This is a genomic window from Chloroflexus aurantiacus J-10-fl (assembly GCF_000018865.1).
Lineage (GTDB): Bacteria > Chloroflexota > Chloroflexia > Chloroflexales > Chloroflexaceae > Chloroflexus > Chloroflexus aurantiacus.
This window is the reverse complement of the sequence record NC_010175.1, coordinates 3,026,084-3,045,669: the sequence shown is the minus strand read 5'-3', so window position 1 is coordinate 3,045,669 and position 19,586 is coordinate 3,026,084. Positions and strand designations below refer to the sequence as shown.

Genomic DNA, 19,586 nt, shown 5'->3' with positions numbered 1-19,586 from the left:
ATGTACCGTCTCCGCACAACCGCAGCACTCGCACTCGCTCGCACTGCCGGCACCCTCTCGCGACGGTTGGGATTAGGTGGTGGTACCAGCCTTCCCGGCCAGGTCGCGCGCATCCTCGATCCGACCATTCTGACCAACTTCTGCACCGCTTTGCCCGAAGGTGTGGCGTTGATCGCCGGTACCAATGGCAAGACGACCACCAGTCGCATGGTCGCTACAATTCTTGAGCAGGCTGGCAAACCACTGCTGCACAATCGCGCCGGCGCGAACCTGTTGCCCGGCCTGACCACAGTCGCCATTGCCGATGCCGACTGGCGTGGACGGCCACACGCACACCAGGCACTCTTCGAGACGGATGAAGCGGCGCTGCCCCAGGCCATCGCCGAGACACGACCACGCCTGGTTGTGCTGCTGAACCTGTTTCGCGATCAGCTTGATCGCTACGGTGAGATCGACACCATCGCCAGCCATTGGCGCACAGCGCTGCAAACGCTTCCCCCAACCAGCACCGTCGTCTTCAATGCCGACGATCCGGCACTGGCCAGCATCGTGCAAGGGTTATCGGCTCAGATTATCGCCTTTGGCCTGGCAGATGTTCGCCAGGCCACCGGAGCGGCGCTGCACATCGCCGACTCACAGTTCTGTCATGTCTGCGGCCATCGCTATCACTACCAGCACGTGTTCTACGCCCACATCGGTCACTATGCCTGCCCGCAGTGCGGTCAGCACCGTCCTGAACCTGACATTGCCCTCACCGTGCTTGAACCACGCGGACTTGATGGGAGTGACCTTCAGATCACACATCCCGGCGGTACAGTCCAGTTCCGTTTACCACTACCCGGCCTCTACAATGCCCAGAACGCTCTGGCAGCCACAGCAGCGACGCTGGCGTTAGGTATAACCCCTGCGACTATTAGCAGTGCCCTCCAGAACTTTCAGGCCGCTTTTGGTCGGATTGAACGAATTACTGCCGGCCCGAATGGGCCACCGCTCTTGATCGCGTTGATCAAAAACCCGGTCGGTGCTTCCGAGACGGTACGGATGTTTACGACGGCCACCGACCAACCCCTGCATCTTTTGATTGCCATCAACGACCGTTTCGCCGACGGCACCGATGTCTCGTGGTTGTGGGACGCCGATTTTGAACCGCTGGCACAGCGGGTTGCCCACGTCACCGTCAGTGGCACCCGCGCTGCCGATATGGCCCTGCGTCTCGACTACGCCGGTGTGGCCGGTGAGGTTATCACCGTCATCGATGATCTCCCTGCTGCCCTGGATGCCGCACTATCCAGACTGCCACCCGGTGAAACACTTGCCGTTCTGCCTACCTATACCGCCATGCTCGATTTACGGAGCGAAATCAGTCGCCGCGGTTGGGCCAAACCCTTTTGGGAAGCGTAACCGCGACGACCTGTGTGCTGGAGGCCGATGCGGTACACATCTGGCAGGAGAGAAAGCGTGGTACAGTTTCCAGACGGGATTGCCCGGAGACAAAGCCACGCTTCCGCATCCGCCGGTGCGCAACGGTAGATGCGGGGTGTAGCGCGTACCCGTGCCGGTACGTCACCCTGGTAACAGGGATGGATGAGTTGGGGCGGGAAACCTGCCCTACGAGGAGCGACATCGCAGCAGAACGCCGTGAAGCGTATGCACGCACGGTGTCCTCAACCAGGACACACTGTATCCATTAACTCAAGTTGCCATCTATGCTGCGAGCAGGCCATGGCGGCTGACTGCCAGGATGAACAGCACGACGTTGCCCGCAACACCGTGTGGCGTAACCGCATAAACGATGTGGGGAGTAGCCAATTCCTATGTACGCGCTCCATCACGCCTCACGGTAGCCACCCGGGTTATCCGCATTCTCTGTGTCCTCCGTGTCTCTGTGGTGACAAAGGGAGCAATCTGGGTTATCCATCAAGATATGATCTTACTCACCGGCAAACCGCCACTCCTGGATATTCCACGTGAACGGTGCCGTTGGATTGAGCCGCCAGCCGCTCAAACCAGGACGGGCAATCAGCGCATCAATCCGCTGAAAGAGTGGCAACACCGGTACCTCCTGCGTGAAGAGCTGTTGCTGGCGGAGGTAGGCAGCAATCTGCTCATTGGGATCAAGCGCCGTCGTCGCCGTATTAATGGCCTCATTCGCCTCGAAGAAGCACCAACCGGCAAAATTATTTCCCGTCCAGTTGTTTGCTTCACCCGGCACCCCGCTGCAACTCCACAACTCCCAACCCCGCGGATGCGCACCGGCAATCCAGCCAAACAGCGCTAACTGGAACGTTCGCTGATACAACGGCCCTTCAGTGCTGTACAACTCGCCCGGCGGCAATGGTACGACCTCAATATTCAAACCAACTTGAGCCAGATCATTCGCAATCTGGCTTGCCACCGCTTCGCGCAATGGCGAATTGGCCGTGGTCACCAACGACAGCACAATTGGCAAACCTTCATATTCACGCCAGCTATCACCATCGGTATCAAACAACCCCGCTTCATCGAGCAAACGCCGGGCCTCGTCGGGATTGTAAGCATAGCGCGTAATCTGGTCGAGAGGCGGTTCGCCGAGCTGTCCTGGTAGAATCCAGCTCTCCAACACATTGCTCCGCCCGCCGAGGAGCTGTTCAACGAGCGCCGAACGATTGATGGCATGGGCAATGGCCCGGCGAACCCGAATATCTTGCAGCAATGGCACATCAAGATTGAAATCGAGGTGCTCCCAGATCGTATTCGGCGAGGTACTGAGCTGAAGTTCTTGTTGATCGGCACGGGCCAGCAATTGCTCGAGCAAAGCCGGTGTTGGCTGCTCAATGAATGCCAGATCTAATCCGCCACCACGCACCAGGTCTACCAACTGACCGGGTTCACTGCGAAAAGCAATAACAATGGTATCGAACGGCGCTGCCTCGCCCCAATAAAACGGATTACGGACTAATTCGAGCGTTCCCCCCTCAAAGCTTTTGATCGTGTATGGCCCATACCCCAGCGGACGGCGGACAAATTCACTCTGACCAATCTGCTGTGCATCCAGATCGGCCAACAGATGGCGCGGCAATGGCGTCCAAAAACTGGTGATATACGCCGGATCGGTAACATCAGGGCGCAACACCGCTCGCGTGGTGTATTCGTCGATCTGCTCGTAGCGTTCTGTCATTGCCAGCCGACTATTCGCCGCCTGACCGAGGTCGATCTGTTGTGCCAATTCGTAGGCAAATACCGAATCGGCTGCGGTCACCGGTGTCCCATCAGCCCAGCGCAGATTGGGGTTCCAGTGAAACGTCACGCTCACCTGAGTGACATTATCGGTCGTTTCGGTGGGTGTTTCCGAGATTTGTCCCAACGCATCACGAAAGACCGTCACGGTTGCTGTCATTACATCACCATTTGCGAAGGCGGGCAGGCGGGTTAACACGCCGGTTGGTTGCAGTTTGAAATCAACTGCCAGCATAGGTGATGGGAAGATCAACTCAGTCAGTGGCGATGTTAAACGCTCATCGGTGGGATTACTGTGATACGGCAGCAGATCGGGTGGTTCGGTCACCATCCCGATGCGCAACACCTGTTCTCTTACTACCGTTGGTGTTGATTCTGGAAGCGCCGTACTCACAAACGGAGTGGGTGTCGGCACATCGACAACAATCGTGCAGCTCACCAGCACCATCAACGCAAACTTGGCGATCAATGATGTTATAAAACGCTTCATGGCGTAATCTTTTCTATTGTACCGAGTAACTACCTGCCTTACCGCATGTGGGTACGTTCTTGATGAACGAATGCGACGTTGCCGGATGGATACGACTGCACATTAACCGGGGAAAGAGTGCAAGACCTAACGGGCAGACAGCTACTGCTAACGTTATAACCTGTATTTCGATGATACCACTATCTGTGCATCAGGGGAACAGGAAAATGAAGCCGGATGGATCAACACGCGAAACCTGAGACTTACAGATCGCGTGCTGCCGGTACGCCAGCCGCTGCTGTGGCAGCCTGAACGGCTCGCATAATTGCAGTTGCCAGCACATCAGCCGCAACCGCACCCAACGTCACCAGTGGTGGTGCTTCATAGACACCCGTCGCCAGCGCAAAAACGGTATCACCATCGAAAGGTGAATGCGCCGGACGAATCGCCCGCGCCAGGCCATCCTGGGCCATCATTGCCAGTCTGGTTGCAGCCGCCTTGTCAAGCCGGGCATCGGTTGCCACAACCGCAATCGTTGTATTCTGTCCGGTGGTATCGGCAAACGAGCGGCGACTCAATCCACTGCGCAGTAACGCACTGGTACCGATCAGCGATTGATCGGGAGCGCGCGCACCGGCAATGATACGCCCATGGTCATCTACGACATCACCAAACGCATTCACCACCGCCAGCGCACCTACCGTTACGCCATCAGCGAGTGTTTCGCTCCAGCTACCAACACCGCCTCGCATTGCGGTTGCCATACCGCCAACCTTACCGACGGTCGCGCCAATACCGGCGCCAACACTCCCCTCTGCAACAGCGGCTTCCGCTGCCATACAAGCCGCATAACCCATCGTAGCATCCGGCCAGACGTCAGACCGGCCAATGCCCAGGTCAAAGATAACTGCCGCCGGCACAATCGGCACCTTCGTCAGGCCAACATCAAAACCGTAGCCACGCTCGTGGAGCCACGATACAACCCCTGTCGCTGCCGCGAGACCAAAGGCACTCCCACCTGTCAGCACCACAGCATGCACCTGTTGCACCAGATTCACCGGATTGAGCAAATCGGTCTCGCGTGTTCCCGGTGCGCCACCGCGCACATCAACACCAGCGGTTGCTCCATTAGGCGTGAGCACAACTGTCACCCCGGTAAGCGCATCCTGGTCGGCAACCTGACCAACCAGGACACCTTGAACAGCCGTGATTGCTGGAATAATCATCGTTGAGTCACCTCTACTGGCGGTGCAACCGCATAAGCCTCGGCCCGTACCGTTGGTGCGCTGCCCGTCTGGGAGTGACCACAGTACGGACAAATTCGCCACGTGAGGTCAACAACTTTCTGACATGCATCGCAGCGCCGGCGCAATTGCGTATGGCAATGCGGGCAGAACAGATAATCTGGTTCAATAGGCCGTTGACATTCGGGACAAACAAACTGTTCTTCGAGATCGCGGCGCAGAAATTCTTCTTCCAACGTCCGCTCATACTTCTCGGCCAGCGTTTGAGGAGGGCGCAGGATCAAATGCAACGGGATGCCCAAAAAAGGCAACAACAACACGATCCCAACCGCCAGCACTTGCACCGAGACATCTTCGGTACGCCGACGAATATCGCGATAGGCCCACAGGACCGATGCTGCCCATAGTAAAACCGCATATGCGCCTAGAAAAATTGCTCCCAGGCGAATAAGCGGTAAGATATTGGCTAAAAACTCTTGTATTGCTTCCATAATAATATCGCCATTATAGCTTACGTGTCTCGGCGCGTAACACAAACACCGTCGCCCCACCGACCTGCACTTCAAGCGGTGCCGGTGGATAAAATTCACCCGACTCCGCAATGGGTGGCATGGGTGAAACATAGCGGGTACGGGTCGAACAGTGCTCCCGAATAATACTGATTACCGGGTTTACCTGCTGATCTTCTACACTAAGTAACAGCGTCACATTGCCCTCGCGCAAAAACCCACCCTGGCTGCTCAGGCGTGTTACCCGATAGCCGTGCTCGGTTAGCGCTTCTACCAGATTTGTTGCGTCTTGAGACTGAACAACAGCAAGAATGAGGCGCATGATCTTCACCCTTATATGCTATGCAATACACGCATCATTGCGCAGCAAGCGGCATCACCTGCGCTAACCGGGCCATCACAACCTGCCAGATCTGTTCGGCTAACTCATCTACCGGTTGATCGGCATCCAACGCATACCAGCGCTCAGGCTCTTGCGCCATCAACTCGTTGAAGCCCTGAGCTACCCGTTGATGGTACGCCAGATCACGAGCATCGAGTCGATTCCATTCCGGTGGTTGCACACTGCCAGGTTCAATTCGTTCACGACTGGCGCGTTTACGCTGCAAACCGACTTCAACATCAATTCGCAAATACAGGGTCAGGTCGGGTTTCAAACCACCGGTAGCAATATCGGTAATCGTCCGTAACTCTTCAAGATCGCGACCCAGACCGTACCCCTGATAGGCAAACGTCGAGTCGGCGTAGCGATCACACACCACGATACCACCGGTTGCCAGGTATGGCCGGATCAACTCGCTCACCAATTGGGCCCGGGCTGCCGAGAACAGCAGTATCTCGGTTGTTGGTGCCATCTCGGTATGGCGGAGATCCACCAGAATGCGCCGAATCAATTCACTGATGCGAGTACCACCTGGCTCACGAGTCAAAATTGTAGGGTAGCCGATAGACTGTAATCGCTCATACAATCGTCGAGCCTGTGTGCTTTTCCCGGCTCCTTCCGGCCCTTCAAATGTGATAAAGAACCCTTGTTTCATGAAATCGCTACCAGCAATGACGGTTTAACCTTCGTTAAGGATAGCCGATCTTCAGCAATCTGTCGATCTGCTACCGGAAGATCTTCACCCGTCGGTTAGGATCATCACCCCGACTCTCCGAGCGCAGATTATACCGATCAGCCATCTGATGTTGCAAGCGACGAATATAGCTGCTGCGCGGCGTTAACTCTACTGCGTTCCGCTCGCCATTAATCACCTGCGTAATCGCCTGCTCCGTTTCCAGCAACGCCTCTTCAACCACCGAATCGTTGCCAAAGGGCGCTGGTTCATCGTCAACCAGCTCGCGTAACTGGAAGACCTGGGCGAGCTGTCGTTCCATCTGGGTAATCGTATTATTGCGCAACACATAGACCGGCACACCCTGCTCTTCCGCCTGCCGCAACTGTTGCGAACTTTGCCGGTAGTAGTTTTTCAGCGTCATGACCAGAGTAGCCTCTTTCAAATCACGTACAATCACCGCCGGCACTCGCAGGCGTTCAATCGCGCTTTGCAACCGGTTACGACTGACGCCGAATGGAAAGATGCGCTGTGGTGGCATTGTTAGTGTGGAGGAAGCGGAGCCATTGCGATCACGTAAGCGGGGACCGCTACCACCCATCTGGCCTTGTTCACGGCCACCACGACCGCGCCGCAGACCAAATGCCGGGGCATCAATTGGCGCCCGTCGCACCGGTTCCCGGTGGACCACACCGTTTGCATCACGGAAGCGCTGTTCGCAGGGAGGGTCTTCACCGCGCAAAATCGCATCGACGGCTGCCGCAACATCGGGATAGACCATCACCCTATCCCAGGACTGAATCTCAACCAGAATGCTGAAGGTCGGTGGCGCCTTCCGCTCTAACACCGTCTTCTGCGTGCCACGGCGCCGGGCCTCTTCATCACCCAGGGTCACTGCCTGAATACCACCGACCAGGTCGGACAGCGTTGGATTGACCATAAGATTATCAAGTGTATTCCCGTGCGCTGTCCCGACCAACTGAACGCCGCGCTCAGCGATAGTACGGGCTGCTGCCGCCTCCAGCTCAGTACCGATCTCATCAATGACGATCACTTCCGGCATGTGGTTTTCGACCGCCTCGATCATCACGTTATGCTGTTCGGCAGGTCGTGGCACCTGCATCCGGCGGGCCCGCCCAATACCGGGATGGGGAATATCACCATCACCGGCAATCTCATTTGAGGTATCCACAATCACTACCCGCTTCCGCAGTTCATCACCCAGGACACGCGCCGTCTCGCGTAACAGGGTTGTCTTGCCGGTACCCGGTTTCCCTAACAGCAGAATACTCTGACCGGTCTCGACCAGATCACGAATAATATCAACCGTCCCATACACCGCCCGCCCAACGCGGCAGGTCAGACCAATCACCACCCCACGGCGGTTGCGAATCCCAGAGATGCGGTGCAGAGTACGCGGAATACCTGCGCGATTATCTTCACCAAATTCACCAATACGCTCGATCACATATTGGATGTCTTCGGACGTCACTTCACGATCACTCAGGAACAGCTCGTGACCGCGATACCGGGCTTCTGGCAGGCGTCCCAAATCCATCACAATTTCGAGCAAATTATCCTGATCATTTGCCTTCCGAATCGCCTCGCTAATCGCCGGCGGCAGCGTTGCTAACAAGAGCTGAATATCATTGCTCGTATCCGTTACAGCCATACCTGCTTAGCACTCCTCCCGTGCAGTTGGTGGCAACACATACCGACGCACTGACACTCTCGGCTCCAACCCAACCTCTAGCGATGGTGCCAGTACCGCTCGACGGATCGGCATCACCATATGTTTCACCAGTAAGGTCTGCTCGCCAACCGGTTGAAAGCCGAGGCGCATTGCCGGTTCAAACAATTCTTGTTGATACTCGCGCAGCAAGAGATAGACCGGACGGCTATCGCTGAGCTGCGCCAGACCAAACCGCAAGACATCTACTGCCTGCTCACGTTCATCAGGCCGGATGATCAACGAAAAGACGTGGCCATTCGGCCCACTGAGCAGACGCAAATAAGCCACCAGATCATCATCAGGGCCAAGCACCCATGCCTGGCGACGTACCAGGGAATAGGCCTCATGCAGCGTCCAGTTACGGGCGTTGTACACTTCCGCCTGTTGGACGAGATGCGGTGTTGCCATACCGTAGAGTTTATGTATCGCCCAGTGGTCTCGACGTGCCTGCATACGCATAGGGGCCAGGCGCGTACCCTGATCCCAGTCCGGGCCAGAGAGATGAAAGAGATGACGATGGGTGTAGGCCTGGAAGCCAACCTGACGGAAGATTTCCCGCAATTCGTTGTGCTGACAGGGTAGCGCTGCGTAGAGGCGCTGCACCGAGTGGTGCGCAGCATTCGCGCACAACTGGTGCAGCAGATGGAACCAAAGCTCGTAATCACTGGGAGTATGTTCGCTCCGCGTTCCGTTGGTCGCCAGATAGATCACATCTTGTTCTGGCCGGCCACGACGACCCATCGCCTGTGCCAGGGCAAACCCACCACCTTCAGCCAGCACCAGGGTTGTTCGTTCCCGATGATTGCCGGCCAGCATGCTTTGCAGAGCAAACCAGAGCGGCCGATGGCTATACGCCAGCAGTCGTTCGGTGTAGAGCACCTGTTGATAGCGAGGTTTACGCCGCAGCAACCAGAGATCACCCGGCGTTACAGTTCGAATCATAGTTCCAGAAAGAGCCGGTGAACCCGATCATCATCGGTCAGCTCAGGATGGAACGTAGTCGCCAGCAAGCGACCCTGCCGGGCAGCCACCACGCTGCCGTCCTCCAGCCAGCCAACCGCCTCGCACCCCGACCCCACGCTGATAATACGCGGGGCCCGAATGAAGACACCTTGCAATGGCTTCTCACCGATAATCGGCATTGTAATCGGTGCCTCGAAGCTGTCGAGCTGGCTACCGTAAGCATTTCGCTGAATGGTCAGATTCATCAGGCTCAACGTAGGCTGACCGCCCTGTTTCTGATCGGTAACGACACTGGCAAGCAAAATGGCTCCAGCGCATGTACCCCAAATCGCCAGATCACGACCGGCACGCGCCCGGATTGGTTCCAGCATCTGATAAATCGTTAGCAGCCGACCTATCGTCGTGCTTTCGCCACCGGGAATAATCAACCGTTCGACCTGTTCAAGCTGACGTGGCAGACGCACCTCAATCGGTTCAACCCCGATTCGGCGTAGCACGGCACAATGTTCACGAAAATCGCCCTGAAGGGCTAACACACCAACTGTCATACCTCATTCTATGCGGACGGGGGTGACCCCGTCCGCCCCCTCATTACCAGCCGCGGCGAGCCATCAACTGATCGGCTGGAATCTGATCAATGTTGATACCAACCATTGCCTCACCGAGGCCCTTGCTCACCTCGGCAATAATCTCCGGGTCATTGTAGTGGGTTGTTGCCTCAACAATGGCCCGTGCCCGCTTGACCGGATCGCCACTCTTGAAGATACCCGAACCAACGAAGATTCCATCAACGCCAAGCTGCATCAGGAGCGCAGCATCAGCCGGGGTAGCAATACCACCTGCGGCAAAGTTGACGACCGGCAATTTACCTTCAGTCGCCACCTGCTTTACCAGCTCATAGGGAGCCTGGATCTGCTTGGCGTAGGTGAACAATTCATCTTCATTCATCGACTGCAAGCGCCGAATCTCGCTGTACACCGCACGGGCGTGTCGCACAGCCTCGACCACATTACCGGTACCGGCTTCGCCTTTCGTGCGCAGCATTGCCGCACCCTCGGCGACACGGCGCAGCGCTTCACCAAGATTACGACAACCGCAGACAAACGGCACACGGAACTTATGTTTATTAATGTGATGCTCTTCGTCGGCAGGAGTCAATACTTCGCTTTCGTCAATATAATCAACGCCAATCGCTTCCAATACCTGCGCTTCAACGAAGTGACCAATCCGTGCTTTTGCCATCACCGGAATGGTTACCGCCTGCTTGATCGCCAGGATCAGCTCTGGATCGCTCATACGGGCCACGCCACCCTGAGCGCGAATGTCAGCCGGTACCCGTTCCAGCGCCATCACTGCCACTGCCCCGGCCTCTTCAGCAATTCGCGCCTGCTCTGGGGTGACAACATCCATGATGACGCCACCTTTCAGCATCTGCGCCAGCCCAACTTTCGTCGTCCATGTCGATTTTTCCATATTGCCTCGCTCTAAAATATCAGGTGACGCTGGTAAATCTCGTCATAATATTGTACCACGCTGTACCGGTGAGGGCAATGCATCGCAAGGCGGAACGCAGGATAGCGCATCAGCAGGCCAATCATCCGCGGCCACAAGTAACGTCAACCAGATCACGAGACGGCCACAGATCACCGTATTTTACGAGGAGCACAGTCATTGTGCGGCGTTTGGGCAGCTATGCCGGGGAGGAGAGCACTTCGTTGTGCGCTCCTGACATGCGTGGTAATTACCAGGTCTTGCCAACAACTTTCGCGATGGCTCGCATTTGGGGCACCAGGCCCATGAAGTTCTCTGGGTTCAGTGACTGGCCGCCGTCCGACTTTGCCCGATCAGGATCGGGGTGAACTTCAATGATCACACCATCAGCACCGGCGGCAATTGCAGCCAGGGTTAATGGTGGAACCAGATACCACTTCCCGGTACCGTGACTCGGATCAACAATTACCGGTAGATGTGAGCGCTTCCTGGCTACGGCTACTGCATTCAGATCGAGGGTATTGCGGGTCGCCGTCTCGAACGTGCGGATTCCGCGCTCACACAGAATCACATTTGGATTACCCTGGGCAATAATGTACTCAGCCGACAACAACCACTCTTCAATCGTAGCCGATAAACCGCGCTTGAGCAGCACCGGCATGCCGGTACGCCCGACCTCTTCCAGCAACTGATAATTCTGCATGTTGCGGGCGCCGATCTGCAAGACATCGGCATAGCGGGCAACCAGATCAACGTCAGCCGGAGTCATAACTTCGGTCACAATTGGCAATCCCGTCTCGGCACGTGCCTGCGCCAGCAACTGTAAACCAACCTCACCCAGGCCACGGAAACTGTAAGGCGATGAGCGAGGCTTGAACGCACCACCGCGCAACATGTTCGCCCCAGCCTCGCGTACTGCACGGGCGGTCGCCATAATCTGCTCTTCACTCTCAACCGAGCACGGGCCGGCAATAATTGCCAGGTGCCCACCGCCAACCTTTACATCACCAACCGTCACCACCGTATCGCTGGGCTTTACCTCACGGGATACCAGCTTGTAGGGTTGCGTGATGCGCAGGGTCTCCTTCACACCGGCAAAGTGTTCTAGCTCTTCCCGCAAGGTTGGCGGGATCGCTGCCCCCACCACCGCGATCACCGTGCGCTCCTCACCAACGGTCAGATGGCCGCGCAAATTGTGTTCGCGCAGCCGGTTTAACACCGCTTCAATCTGTCCAGGGGTTGAGTCGGTTTGCATGACGACAATCATGGAACGGTCCTCCTCAGGCATACAAGAACAGGCATCGGTAGACAAAACGGGCACAACACGCAACGCTGCGTGTCCGGCAGGGTCTTGACGACGACTCATGGCAACTCCTCCGGTGAAAGTGGTGTCACCACGCGAAAGGCGTTCATCGCAGCAGCCCGTTCGGGTCGCAGACCACGGGCACCGCGAATGTACACATGGACGACTTCGTCGGCGCGTTTGGTGGTATTCCAGTGGATCAAAACACGAATACAACGGGGTAAACTACCTGGCACAGCCATTTCGTGACCACAGAGGAGGGCAGTATCTACCCAGCCAATTGCGCGGGCTGCCACAGCGGGAAATTCGGCATTCAGGTCGGGAGTCGTTGTAAAAATGGCACTGGCGATGTCTTCCGGCTTAATGTCGTTGGCTTCGATCAACAATGTGAGCAATTCGTGCGTTGCGGACAGAATAGCTTCGCGTGTGTTCTCGCTACAGGTCGTCGCCCCTCGTACTCCACGACAACGAACGTCCATCGGCTCTCCTCCCTGGGCAACAACAGAAGGGGCGCGAGGTTTTTCGCCTCGCGCCCCTTTGTGATTGCTCTATGCTATCGTCTATCTCCAGGAAATGCGAAGCGACCAGTCCGGTTTTCGGCTGGTAAAGTAGAAAAAGTAGGTATAAAAGCGCGAACCGACCATGAGATCGCTTCCTTGACTATCTACTCGCTTCGACGAGGCAACTATACCACAGCCGCAATGTTCCGTCAAGCACCTTCATGAACCGAGCAGCTCTTCCGCTTCGATTATCGCCTGCGCAATATCCTTCATCTTCGTGCGTTTATCACGGGCACGCTGACGTAAACGTTCATACGCATCGCGTTCGCTCAGACCGAGACGTTGCATTAAGATACCTTTTGCCCGCTCGATCAGTTTACGTGCTTCAAGTGCCTCTTGCAGTTCGAGATTTTCGTTCCGCAGATTCTGGATTTCACGATGACGGGCCAGCGCAATCGTGATGGCTGGTGGCAATTCCTGCTCGTTCACCGGCTTCACCAGGTATGCCAGCGCCCCCGCCGCCTCCGCCCGCCGGATGGTCTCTTTGTCGGCGAACGCCGTTAACATCACCACCGGAATACCGGTTTGATCCCGGATTCGGGCAGTTGCCTCGGTGCCGTCCATCTCCGGCATCCGAATGTCCATAATCACCAGGTCTGGTTTCAGGCGTGATGCCAGCATCACTGCCTCGGTGCCAGTCCGGGCAATCCCAACCACCTCGTACCCCAACCCCTTCAGTTGGTCCTCCAACGTGAGCGACACGAGATCATTATCCTCGGCAATCAGGATGCGAATCGCGGCCACGGCTGCCTCCCGCTGCAAGCTATCCAAAAGTGATGACTAAGATCATACCACAAGATGCCCGATGGTGTGATACAATTTAAGCGAACGACGAAGTGTTTGCGTATGCAACTGACGCTACAAGAGCGGCAGCCGTACACACCGCCAACGTGAGCAGGGTGAGGAGAGCGTGATGCGCTACGATATCACGAATATTGCAATCGAAGACTATCTGCACGACCTGATGCCGCCGCGCGATGAGGTGTTGGCTAATCTTGAAGCACGTGCCAGACAGCAAGGTTTATCGCTGGTTGGGCCGGTACAGGGGCAATTTCTTTACCTGCAAGCGCTGATGATGAACGCCCGTCATGCGCTGGAGGTTGGTATTACCACTGGGTACGCCGCCATTTACATTATGAAGGCACTTCGTCAGACCGGTGGCAAGATGACCGCTATTGAACGGAATCCTGAGCGAGTCAAACTTGCCAGTGAGGTGATTGAAGCCGCCGGCATGCGCGATTTGATTACCATTCATCTGGGCGAATGGCGCGAGCTGTTGCCGTCACTCCGTCAAGAGTTCGATCTCATTTTCCTCGACATTCTGCGTAATTCATCGAACGATGAACAGGCCCTGCAGGCGCTTGAGTTGTGTGTATCATTGCTCAGTCCGGGTGGTGTTTTGATCGCAGACAATGTCTTGTGCAGCGCTCAGGTGCTCGAAGAAGACGCTTCACCGCTGGTACGCGGCATTCAACGTTTCAACCGTGCAATTATGGAACACCCACTGCTGGAGTCGGTGATTATTCCATTGCGCGACGGCGTGTCGATCAGTCGCAAGAGGAAGTGATGATTGGCCCATGCGCTGCTTGATGTATTTCACGAATTGATTACCAGTCGTTGTTGTTGGTTTGAGAGAGAGTGTTCGATCTGACCTGGCGCGCAGCCAGGTATACCAACAACGATTGGTAATCGCTTTCTTCTTTCTTCACCGTCAGCAGTCGTTATTTTCCGGAATAACCATCAATCGCAGTTACATTCACGCCTCTTCAATGACATGTGTTTGCTAATCTGTGCGGATTCATAACTTCCGGTGGATTTTTATGCCGTCTTCGGAACGACAAAACCGTATCGCTGAATGGTCTGCGTTGCGATTGCTGGCCCAAACACTGAACCAAACGCTGAACCTGCGGTCGGCGCTTGACGCAGCACTCATCCATATTCTTGAGTTGACCGGCCAGGAAGCCGGCTGGATCTATCTCCGTGATGAAGGTGATCAGTTTATTCTGGCAGCGCGCCAGCGATTGCCACCGGCCTTGACCTATCCCGGAACGATCTGGCAGGGTGAATGTGTATGCCAGGAAGCCTGTCGTACCGGCCAGATCCGCCAGGAACCGATACTTATGCCGTGCTCACGATTGCGCGGTGCTGTTGGCGACAAGCGGGGTCTGACACACCATATTTCGGTTGAGTTACGTGATAGCTCTCGCCCGGTGGGTATTCTTAATCTGGCGACGACCCAATGGGCCAAACTGGAAGCTGTTGATCAGCAGCTCATCGCAGCCATCGGTGATCTGTTAGGTACAGCTATTGCCCGTGCTCACCTCTACGAAGAGTTCAGCGTGCGCCGTGTGCAGGAACGGCGCGCGCTGCTTTCTCTTTCCCAGGAGCTGCTGGTGACGGATGACCTCGAACCGACGATTCAACGGCTGGTACGGATCGGTGCACGCTTGCTGGACGCTGATGCCTGTGCGTTTATCGAAGCCGATGAAGCAGGTGGACGGGCACTTCTACGCGCATGCCACGGCTGGGAATTGCCCACCGTTAGCGCATGGCCGCTGATTCTTGATGAGAACCACCCGCATCTGTGGTATCTCCCGGAACGAAGCTCACAGCTAGCCGCAGATGCGCTGATGCGCCTGCCCATTTTGCTGCGGCGCCAGAGTTTTCAAGGTCACCTGCTGGCACCGGTCGAACTTGGTGGTGTGCAAATTGGCTTGCTCATGGTGAATACCATCAATCCGCGCAGTTTTCTCGACAGTGAAGCCGAGCTGCTTGGGCTGCTCGCCAGCCAACTGGCTCAGATGATTGATCGTGAGCGCCTGTATCAAGAAGCATTGGCCCGTCAGCGTCTCGAACGGGAACTCGATCTGGCAAGTGAAATCCAGGCCAGTTTCTTACCCGATTGTTGTCCATTTGTACCCGGCCTCCAGATTGAGGCGTTTTACCAGGCGGCCCGTCAGGTTGGTGGCGACTTCTACGATTTTATTGAGATACCGGCTACCACACCTGATGGTCAGTCTCGTTTTGGGGTTGTCATCGCTGATGTAACTGATAAAGGCGTGCCAGCCGCCCTCTTCATGGCCCTCTCACGCACACTCTTGCGCGCCAGCGCCATTGATGGACGTTCGCCGGTTGCTGTCCTGGAGCGAGCCAATCGCCTGATCCTGGCCGACTCGCGCGCAGGATTGTTCGTCACCTGCTTTTATGCGCTCATCGATCCGGCTACCGGTCGCGTTACCTACGCTAACGGCGGTCACAACTATCCACTCCTCTACCGTCAGGCAACCGGTCAGGTCATCCCCCTCGCCGCCCAGGGCATTGTCCTGGGGATTATCCCGGATCCGCACTTCGTACCGGGCGAGATTGTGCTTGACCCCGGTGATATTTTGCTGTTCTACACCGATGGTATCACCGAGGCAATGAACCCACAACGCGATCTCTTCGGCGATGAGCGGTTGGCGGCAGTCTTGCGCGCCTCTCATCAGCATGCACCGGGTGACATCGTTGATGCTGTACTTGCCGCAGTGCGCGAATTTACCGGCGATACGCCCCAAACCGATGATATGACCATGGTCGTGATCAAGCGCGTGTGATTACCTGCCAGTCCTGCCTGACTTGCACAGATCCGAACAGCCCATTATAATAGGCGATGACATGACGTGGCACGGGGAGATGACGGAGTGGTTGAACGTGCCCGTTCGAAAACGGGTAGGGCCTAATAAGCCCTCGTGAGTTCGAATCTCACTCTCCCCGCCAACATACCGGCGCCCGACCTGTTATCAGGTTGGGCGCACCGATTCTTGAGGTGATGTATGACACCGGTCGAGCAACGGCTGCGCGAACAGTTAGAGGAACAGATTCGTCTGAACGAGTGGCTCTACGAGCAGCTTGAGCGACAACGGGCGCTCAATGCCGAATTGCGCCGGGCAGTTGCCGATCTGGCTCGCGCATTTCAGGAATCGCTCGCCTCAGCAGTTGAAGCCGGTGAGGCAGGTGATCTGGCCGCAGTACGACGCCTGACAAGAGCCAATCAACAGCACTGGCAGCATTACCTCCAGCAAATTGTGGCTGCCGCCAATCGGCTCGCAACCAATGATGCGGATAAGGGATGATGTGGAGGGAGAGGAGATAGGAGATAGAAGATAGAAAATAGGAGATAGAAGATAGAAAATAGGAGATAGAAGATAGAAGATAGAAGATAGGAGTGAGAAGGCAGGAAGTAGAAGTACTGGAGAGCTGTGCAGGGTGGTGGGATGGTAGGAGCAGTTGGTGTGATTTGGGTGAGTATCGGTTCGATGATTGCGGATCAGCCCCTCACCTCACCCCATGCCCCCGCTCCTCTCCCACCAGAGTAGAGGAGCGGGGATGATTGTTTCAGAGGAAGTGCACATTTTTTTGTTTCTGAGGGACACACCAAATGCAGGCATACGAAACCAGAGCCGTGCTGGTGTGTCTTGGGATGATGCCTGGTGGGGTGTGGTCAGGACAATCCCTGCTGGCATCTGACAAGACCAATGCAGGTTGTGCTGCAACATTTCCAGTCTGGTGTAAGAGCGTTCATAAACCTCAAACCAACGTCACTTCGACGCTCCACCTGAGCACCGTCGTACACAAGACCGGTAGGTTTCCCCTGAGATCGCGAGCCTCCGGCTCGCGTATCACCCGGAACTGCATGCATTGCTGAACCGCGCTGAACCATTGACTCCCGCCTCCAGCGCATGTGGGACAGTAGCACGTGGTGTACCAGATGGTGGACGAGCCGGAGACTCATGCTCTCGGGGAGTATTCCCACGCTCGTGCACCGCAGCGGATCGCTCAAGGATGCCGTGTGAGGGTGATGGTAGATAGCGTTCTATGACTATTAAGCCAGATGTGATGTAAGAGTAGGGGCATGGCCTGCCGTGCCCCTACTGCTCTCAGCCGGTCACGTGGGCAACCAGGTGATCGGTTCTCTCCTGAACAAACCAGTCGCATTCCACTGTGACCGATCTGCCTGGCAGTCGTTCATCATGCGAGTTCCTTTTGGGGGGTAAGGTGAACAGACGAACCAACGGCGTGATAAGTGGCGCCACGTGTGACAAGGAGCCAGATCACGATCATGTGGGTAACAACGAAGGCCGGGACAGTGAAGGTCGGGATGAACCAGCCCGGCCCAAGCGCGTATTGCGCCGCAATGTCATTCCATATCCCCTGGGCAAAGGCATTAACGAAATCGAGCAGCCCAACCAGTGAAAAGAGCCAGACGAGGATAAGTGCACGACGCCAGCGCAATCGGATCGCGACCAGAGCGAGAAATGCCAGCCCAACGGTGATCAGGTCGCCATATGCGCCCGGTATCGCGAAGGCAGCGGGAAGCGTGTCGGTCACACCAGGTACCAGGAAGACCAGGCCAATCGTGCGGAGGGTGTGAAAGAGAAGGAGCGGGGTCAGCGCTGCCGTAAGTTCCAGCCCTGCCAGACGCGGGACGATGTACCAGCGAGCGATCAGCGCATAGGTGACCAGGCTAAGGATGACTTGCAAGCCGAAGATTTGAGTAGCATTCATAAAAATATCTCCACAATGTGGTCGCACAGCAGACGTGCTGTACAACAATCCTCGTTACAGTTCGGTGGGCTGGACAGCGGCGGGTACGATCACGGGCTGCGGCGCGGTCGCCAGACCAAAGCTCATCAGCGTCACCCCCAAACCACCAGCCATCATCAGGGCAAAGATCGGTGTGAAAGCCTGAGCAGTGGCAGGCGTGGCACCGAGCAGAAGTACACTCAGAGTGACCCCGATAACACTGGCGAATTGGCGTAACGCCTGGAAGACCCCACTCCCGCCGGCTAGCTGGTCGGGCGTCAAGTGCTGAACGGCTACACTGCTCAAGAGCGGAATGATGAGCGCAACCCCCAAACCGGAGAGCAACATTGCGGGTAGCCATACCGACAGGAACTGAGGATATGATCCGGCTCCCACCAGCAGCAGAAATGCCCCGGCAGTGTAGAAGAGTCCCCCCGGAATGAGCAGTATCCGTTGCCCCCAGCGTGTCGCCAGCCGACCGGCCAGCGGTGCGCCGAGTACCACCATCAGGGGGCCAGGGGTGATGGCCAGCCCGGCCTGGAGCAGACTGTAATCCCAGACGCGGGTCAGAAACTGGATCGAGCCAAAGAACATCGCAGTGAATGCAATGCCAAAAAGCACATTCGCCAGGTTCGCCAGCCGAAAATTGCGCTCGTGGAAGAGCCGCAGATCAAGGGCCGGTTGTGCCACGAGCTGTGAACGACGGAGAAACAGGCCGAGAACGACCAGACCAGCGCAAAGGGCGGTAACGGTTGCCGGGGACTGCCATCCCCAATGCTCGCTTTGCACCAGACCAACCGTGAGCAGGCCGGCACTCAGACAGAGCAGGGCCACACCTAGCAGATCGGGCCAACCGGCGGCAGACATGTCGCGTGACTCGGCGATCACTCGCCAGCCCAAACCAACTGTCAGCAGCCCAATCGGTAGATTGAGGAAGAAGATTCCCGGCCAGCCGAAGACTTGCACAACCCATGAACCAAGCGGCGGCCCGGCGACAACTGCGAGCGCACCAACCGCACCCCAAAGCGACACTGCCAGCGTGCGGCGGGCAATCGGGAAGGCGGCGAGCACGAGGGCTAGTGCCGCCGGTGAGAGAAGTGCGCCACCGAGAGCTTGAAGCGCACGAAAGCCTATCAGCCAGTTAATCTCGGATGCCATCCCGCAAAGCAGGGATGCAAGCGTAAAGATGATTGCTCCCAACAAAAACATACGCCGCCGTCCAAACCGGTCAGCCAGACTACCGGCAGGCACGAGCAGTGCACCGTAGACAATGGTATAAGCGTTCAACACCCAGGACAGTTGAGCCACATCAACAGAGGCGAAGCTGGCCTGGATCGCCTGGAAAGCGACCAGGAGCACCAGACTGTCCAGCATCACAGCAAAAACGGCCAGACAGGTGATGGCGAAGACGAGCCAGGGCGAACGGATGGTAGGGTCGTTCATGAGAATGCCTTTCTCAGTTTGCACGGCATAGAGAATGGA

The 19,586-nt window shown here is 56.5% G+C and carries 18 protein-coding genes and 1 tRNA gene; 5 read left to right on the top strand and 14 right to left on the bottom strand.

From position 1 onward, the window contains the following. On the top strand, positions 1 to 1,401 hold the full coding sequence (locus CAUR_RS11720; RefSeq protein WP_012258102.1) for a MurT ligase domain-containing protein: 1,401 nt from the start codon (positions 1 to 3) through the stop codon (positions 1,399 to 1,401). 529 nt (positions 1,402 to 1,930) lie between these two features. On the opposite strand, the gene CAUR_RS11715 is transcribed toward CAUR_RS11720, so the two are convergent. The 12 genes from CAUR_RS11715 to CAUR_RS11660 all read right to left on the bottom strand — a co-directional run bounded on the left by CAUR_RS11715 (position 1,931) and on the right by CAUR_RS11660 (position 13,286). Continuing rightward, on the bottom strand, positions 1,931 to 3,706 hold the full coding sequence (locus CAUR_RS11715; protein WP_012258101.1) for a peptide ABC transporter substrate-binding protein: 1,776 nt from the start codon (positions 3,704 to 3,706) through the stop codon (positions 1,931 to 1,933). A gap of 242 nt (positions 3,707 to 3,948) precedes the next feature. After that, a complete protein-coding gene (locus tag CAUR_RS11710) occupies positions 3,949 to 4,911 on the bottom strand; it encodes a P1 family peptidase (protein WP_012258100.1) in 963 nt (320 codons plus the stop codon). Then, positions 4,908 to 5,420 carry a zinc ribbon domain-containing protein gene (locus CAUR_RS11705; protein ID WP_012258099.1) on the bottom strand — a complete coding sequence of 171 codons (513 nt, stop codon included), beginning with the start codon at positions 5,418 to 5,420 and terminating at the stop codon, positions 4,908 to 4,910. The genes CAUR_RS11710 and CAUR_RS11705 overlap by 4 nt, the downstream gene beginning before the upstream one ends. Before the next feature lie 13 nt (positions 5,421 to 5,433). Continuing rightward, on the bottom strand, positions 5,434 to 5,760 hold the full coding sequence (locus CAUR_RS11700; protein WP_012258098.1) for a cyclic-di-AMP receptor: 327 nt from the start codon (positions 5,758 to 5,760) through the stop codon (positions 5,434 to 5,436). Positions 5,761 to 5,794: 34 nt separating this feature from the next. Further along, positions 5,795 to 6,475: a dTMP kinase gene (tmk, locus tag CAUR_RS11695; protein ID WP_012258097.1), complete on the bottom strand. Its 681-nt coding sequence runs from the start codon at positions 6,473 to 6,475 to the stop codon at positions 5,795 to 5,797. A 70-nt stretch (positions 6,476 to 6,545) separates the two neighbouring features. Beyond that, on the bottom strand, positions 6,546 to 8,165 hold the full coding sequence (locus tag CAUR_RS11690) for a R3H domain-containing nucleic acid-binding protein (RefSeq protein WP_012258096.1): 1,620 nt from the start codon (positions 8,163 to 8,165) through the stop codon (positions 6,546 to 6,548). 6 nt (positions 8,166 to 8,171) lie between these two features. Further along, positions 8,172 to 9,167: a hypothetical protein gene (locus CAUR_RS11685; protein WP_012258095.1), complete on the bottom strand. Its 996-nt coding sequence runs from the start codon at positions 9,165 to 9,167 to the stop codon at positions 8,172 to 8,174. After that, positions 9,164 to 9,736 (bottom strand): pyridoxal 5'-phosphate synthase glutaminase subunit PdxT, encoded by a 573-nt coding sequence (gene pdxT, locus CAUR_RS11680; protein ID WP_012258094.1) that lies wholly within the window; start codon positions 9,734 to 9,736, stop codon positions 9,164 to 9,166. Before pdxT ends, CAUR_RS11685 begins: the two co-directional genes overlap by 4 nt. A 43-nt stretch (positions 9,737 to 9,779) precedes the next feature. After that, on the bottom strand, positions 9,780 to 10,661 hold the full coding sequence (gene pdxS, locus CAUR_RS11675; RefSeq protein ID WP_012258093.1) for a pyridoxal 5'-phosphate synthase lyase subunit PdxS: 882 nt from the start codon (positions 10,659 to 10,661) through the stop codon (positions 9,780 to 9,782). 268 nt (positions 10,662 to 10,929) lie between these two features. Then, positions 10,930 to 11,946 carry a 3-deoxy-7-phosphoheptulonate synthase gene (gene aroF / locus CAUR_RS11670; RefSeq protein WP_012258092.1) on the bottom strand — a complete coding sequence of 339 codons (1,017 nt, stop codon included), beginning with the start codon at positions 11,944 to 11,946 and terminating at the stop codon, positions 10,930 to 10,932. Positions 11,947 to 12,041: 95 nt separating this feature from the next. After that, positions 12,042 to 12,461 (bottom strand): chorismate mutase, encoded by a 420-nt coding sequence (gene aroH / locus CAUR_RS11665; protein WP_012258091.1) that lies wholly within the window; start codon positions 12,459 to 12,461, stop codon positions 12,042 to 12,044. 240 nt (positions 12,462 to 12,701) lie between these two features. Further along, entirely contained in the window at positions 12,702 to 13,286 is a 585-nt protein-coding gene (locus CAUR_RS11660; protein WP_012258090.1) for an ANTAR domain-containing response regulator, read from the bottom strand. Positions 13,287 to 13,455: 169 nt separating this feature from the next. On the opposite strand from CAUR_RS11660, the gene CAUR_RS11655 reads away from it, so the two are divergent. The 4 genes from CAUR_RS11655 to CAUR_RS11640 all read left to right on the top strand — a co-directional run bounded on the left by CAUR_RS11655 (position 13,456) and on the right by CAUR_RS11640 (position 16,654). Next, positions 13,456 to 14,109: an O-methyltransferase gene (locus CAUR_RS11655; RefSeq protein ID WP_012258089.1), complete on the top strand. Its 654-nt coding sequence runs from the start codon at positions 13,456 to 13,458 to the stop codon at positions 14,107 to 14,109. 253 nt (positions 14,110 to 14,362) lie between these two features. Next, the gene (locus CAUR_RS11650; protein WP_012258088.1) at positions 14,363 to 16,135 is read left to right on the top strand and encodes a GAF domain-containing SpoIIE family protein phosphatase; all 1,773 of its coding nucleotides are present in this window, start codon (positions 14,363 to 14,365) and stop codon (positions 16,133 to 16,135) included. A gap of 73 nt (positions 16,136 to 16,208) precedes the next feature. Then, a tRNA-OTHER gene (locus CAUR_RS11645) sits at positions 16,209 to 16,298 on the top strand. Positions 16,299 to 16,354: 56 nt separating this feature from the next. Next, positions 16,355 to 16,654: a hypothetical protein gene (locus CAUR_RS11640; RefSeq protein ID WP_012258087.1), complete on the top strand. Its 300-nt coding sequence runs from the start codon at positions 16,355 to 16,357 to the stop codon at positions 16,652 to 16,654. An 895-nt stretch (positions 16,655 to 17,549) separates the two neighbouring features. Here CAUR_RS11640 and CAUR_RS11635 read toward each other — a convergent pair. Then, a complete protein-coding gene (locus tag CAUR_RS11635) occupies positions 17,550 to 18,086 on the bottom strand; it encodes a hypothetical protein (protein ID WP_012258086.1) in 537 nt (178 codons plus the stop codon). Between the two features lie 54 nt (positions 18,087 to 18,140). Next, entirely contained in the window at positions 18,141 to 19,547 is a 1,407-nt protein-coding gene (locus CAUR_RS11630) for a DHA2 family efflux MFS transporter permease subunit (RefSeq protein ID WP_012258085.1), read from the bottom strand. Positions 19,548 to 19,586 lie beyond the last annotated feature (39 nt).

What these genes read in the sequence shown, in the direction of transcription:
- CAUR_RS11635 (WP_012258086.1), bottom strand. Translation starts at nt 18,086, where the DNA reads ATGAATGCTACTCAAATCTTCGGCTTGCAAGTCATCCTTAGCCTGGTC.
- CAUR_RS11720 (WP_012258102.1), top strand. Translation starts at nt 1, where the DNA reads ATGTACCGTCTCCGCACAACCGCAGCACTCGCACTCGCTCGCACTGCC.
- pdxS (WP_012258093.1), bottom strand. Translation starts at nt 10,661, where the DNA reads ATGGAAAAATCGACATGGACGACGAAAGTTGGGCTGGCGCAGATGCTG.
- CAUR_RS11630 (WP_012258085.1), bottom strand. Translation starts at nt 19,547, where the DNA reads ATGAACGACCCTACCATCCGTTCGCCCTGGCTCGTCTTCGCCATCACC.
- pdxT (WP_012258094.1), bottom strand. Translation starts at nt 9,736, where the DNA reads ATGACAGTTGGTGTGTTAGCCCTTCAGGGCGATTTTCGTGAACATTGT.
- CAUR_RS11685 (WP_012258095.1), bottom strand. Translation starts at nt 9,167, where the DNA reads ATGATTCGAACTGTAACGCCGGGTGATCTCTGGTTGCTGCGGCGTAAA.
- aroF (WP_012258092.1), bottom strand. Translation starts at nt 11,946, where the DNA reads ATGATTGTCGTCATGCAAACCGACTCAACCCCTGGACAGATTGAAGCG.
- tmk (WP_012258097.1), bottom strand. Translation starts at nt 6,475, where the DNA reads ATGAAACAAGGGTTCTTTATCACATTTGAAGGGCCGGAAGGAGCCGGG.
- CAUR_RS11690 (WP_012258096.1), bottom strand. Translation starts at nt 8,165, where the DNA reads ATGGCTGTAACGGATACGAGCAATGATATTCAGCTCTTGTTAGCAACG.
- CAUR_RS11700 (WP_012258098.1), bottom strand. Translation starts at nt 5,760, where the DNA reads ATGCGCCTCATTCTTGCTGTTGTTCAGTCTCAAGACGCAACAAATCTG.
- CAUR_RS11710 (WP_012258100.1), bottom strand. Translation starts at nt 4,911, where the DNA reads ATGATTATTCCAGCAATCACGGCTGTTCAAGGTGTCCTGGTTGGTCAG.
- CAUR_RS11650 (WP_012258088.1), top strand. Translation starts at nt 14,363, where the DNA reads ATGCCGTCTTCGGAACGACAAAACCGTATCGCTGAATGGTCTGCGTTG.
- CAUR_RS11655 (WP_012258089.1), top strand. Translation starts at nt 13,456, where the DNA reads ATGCGCTACGATATCACGAATATTGCAATCGAAGACTATCTGCACGAC.
- aroH (WP_012258091.1), bottom strand. Translation starts at nt 12,461, where the DNA reads ATGGACGTTCGTTGTCGTGGAGTACGAGGGGCGACGACCTGTAGCGAG.
- CAUR_RS11640 (WP_012258087.1), top strand. Translation starts at nt 16,355, where the DNA reads ATGACACCGGTCGAGCAACGGCTGCGCGAACAGTTAGAGGAACAGATT.
- CAUR_RS11715 (WP_012258101.1), bottom strand. Translation starts at nt 3,706, where the DNA reads ATGAAGCGTTTTATAACATCATTGATCGCCAAGTTTGCGTTGATGGTG.
- CAUR_RS11705 (WP_012258099.1), bottom strand. Translation starts at nt 5,420, where the DNA reads ATGGAAGCAATACAAGAGTTTTTAGCCAATATCTTACCGCTTATTCGC.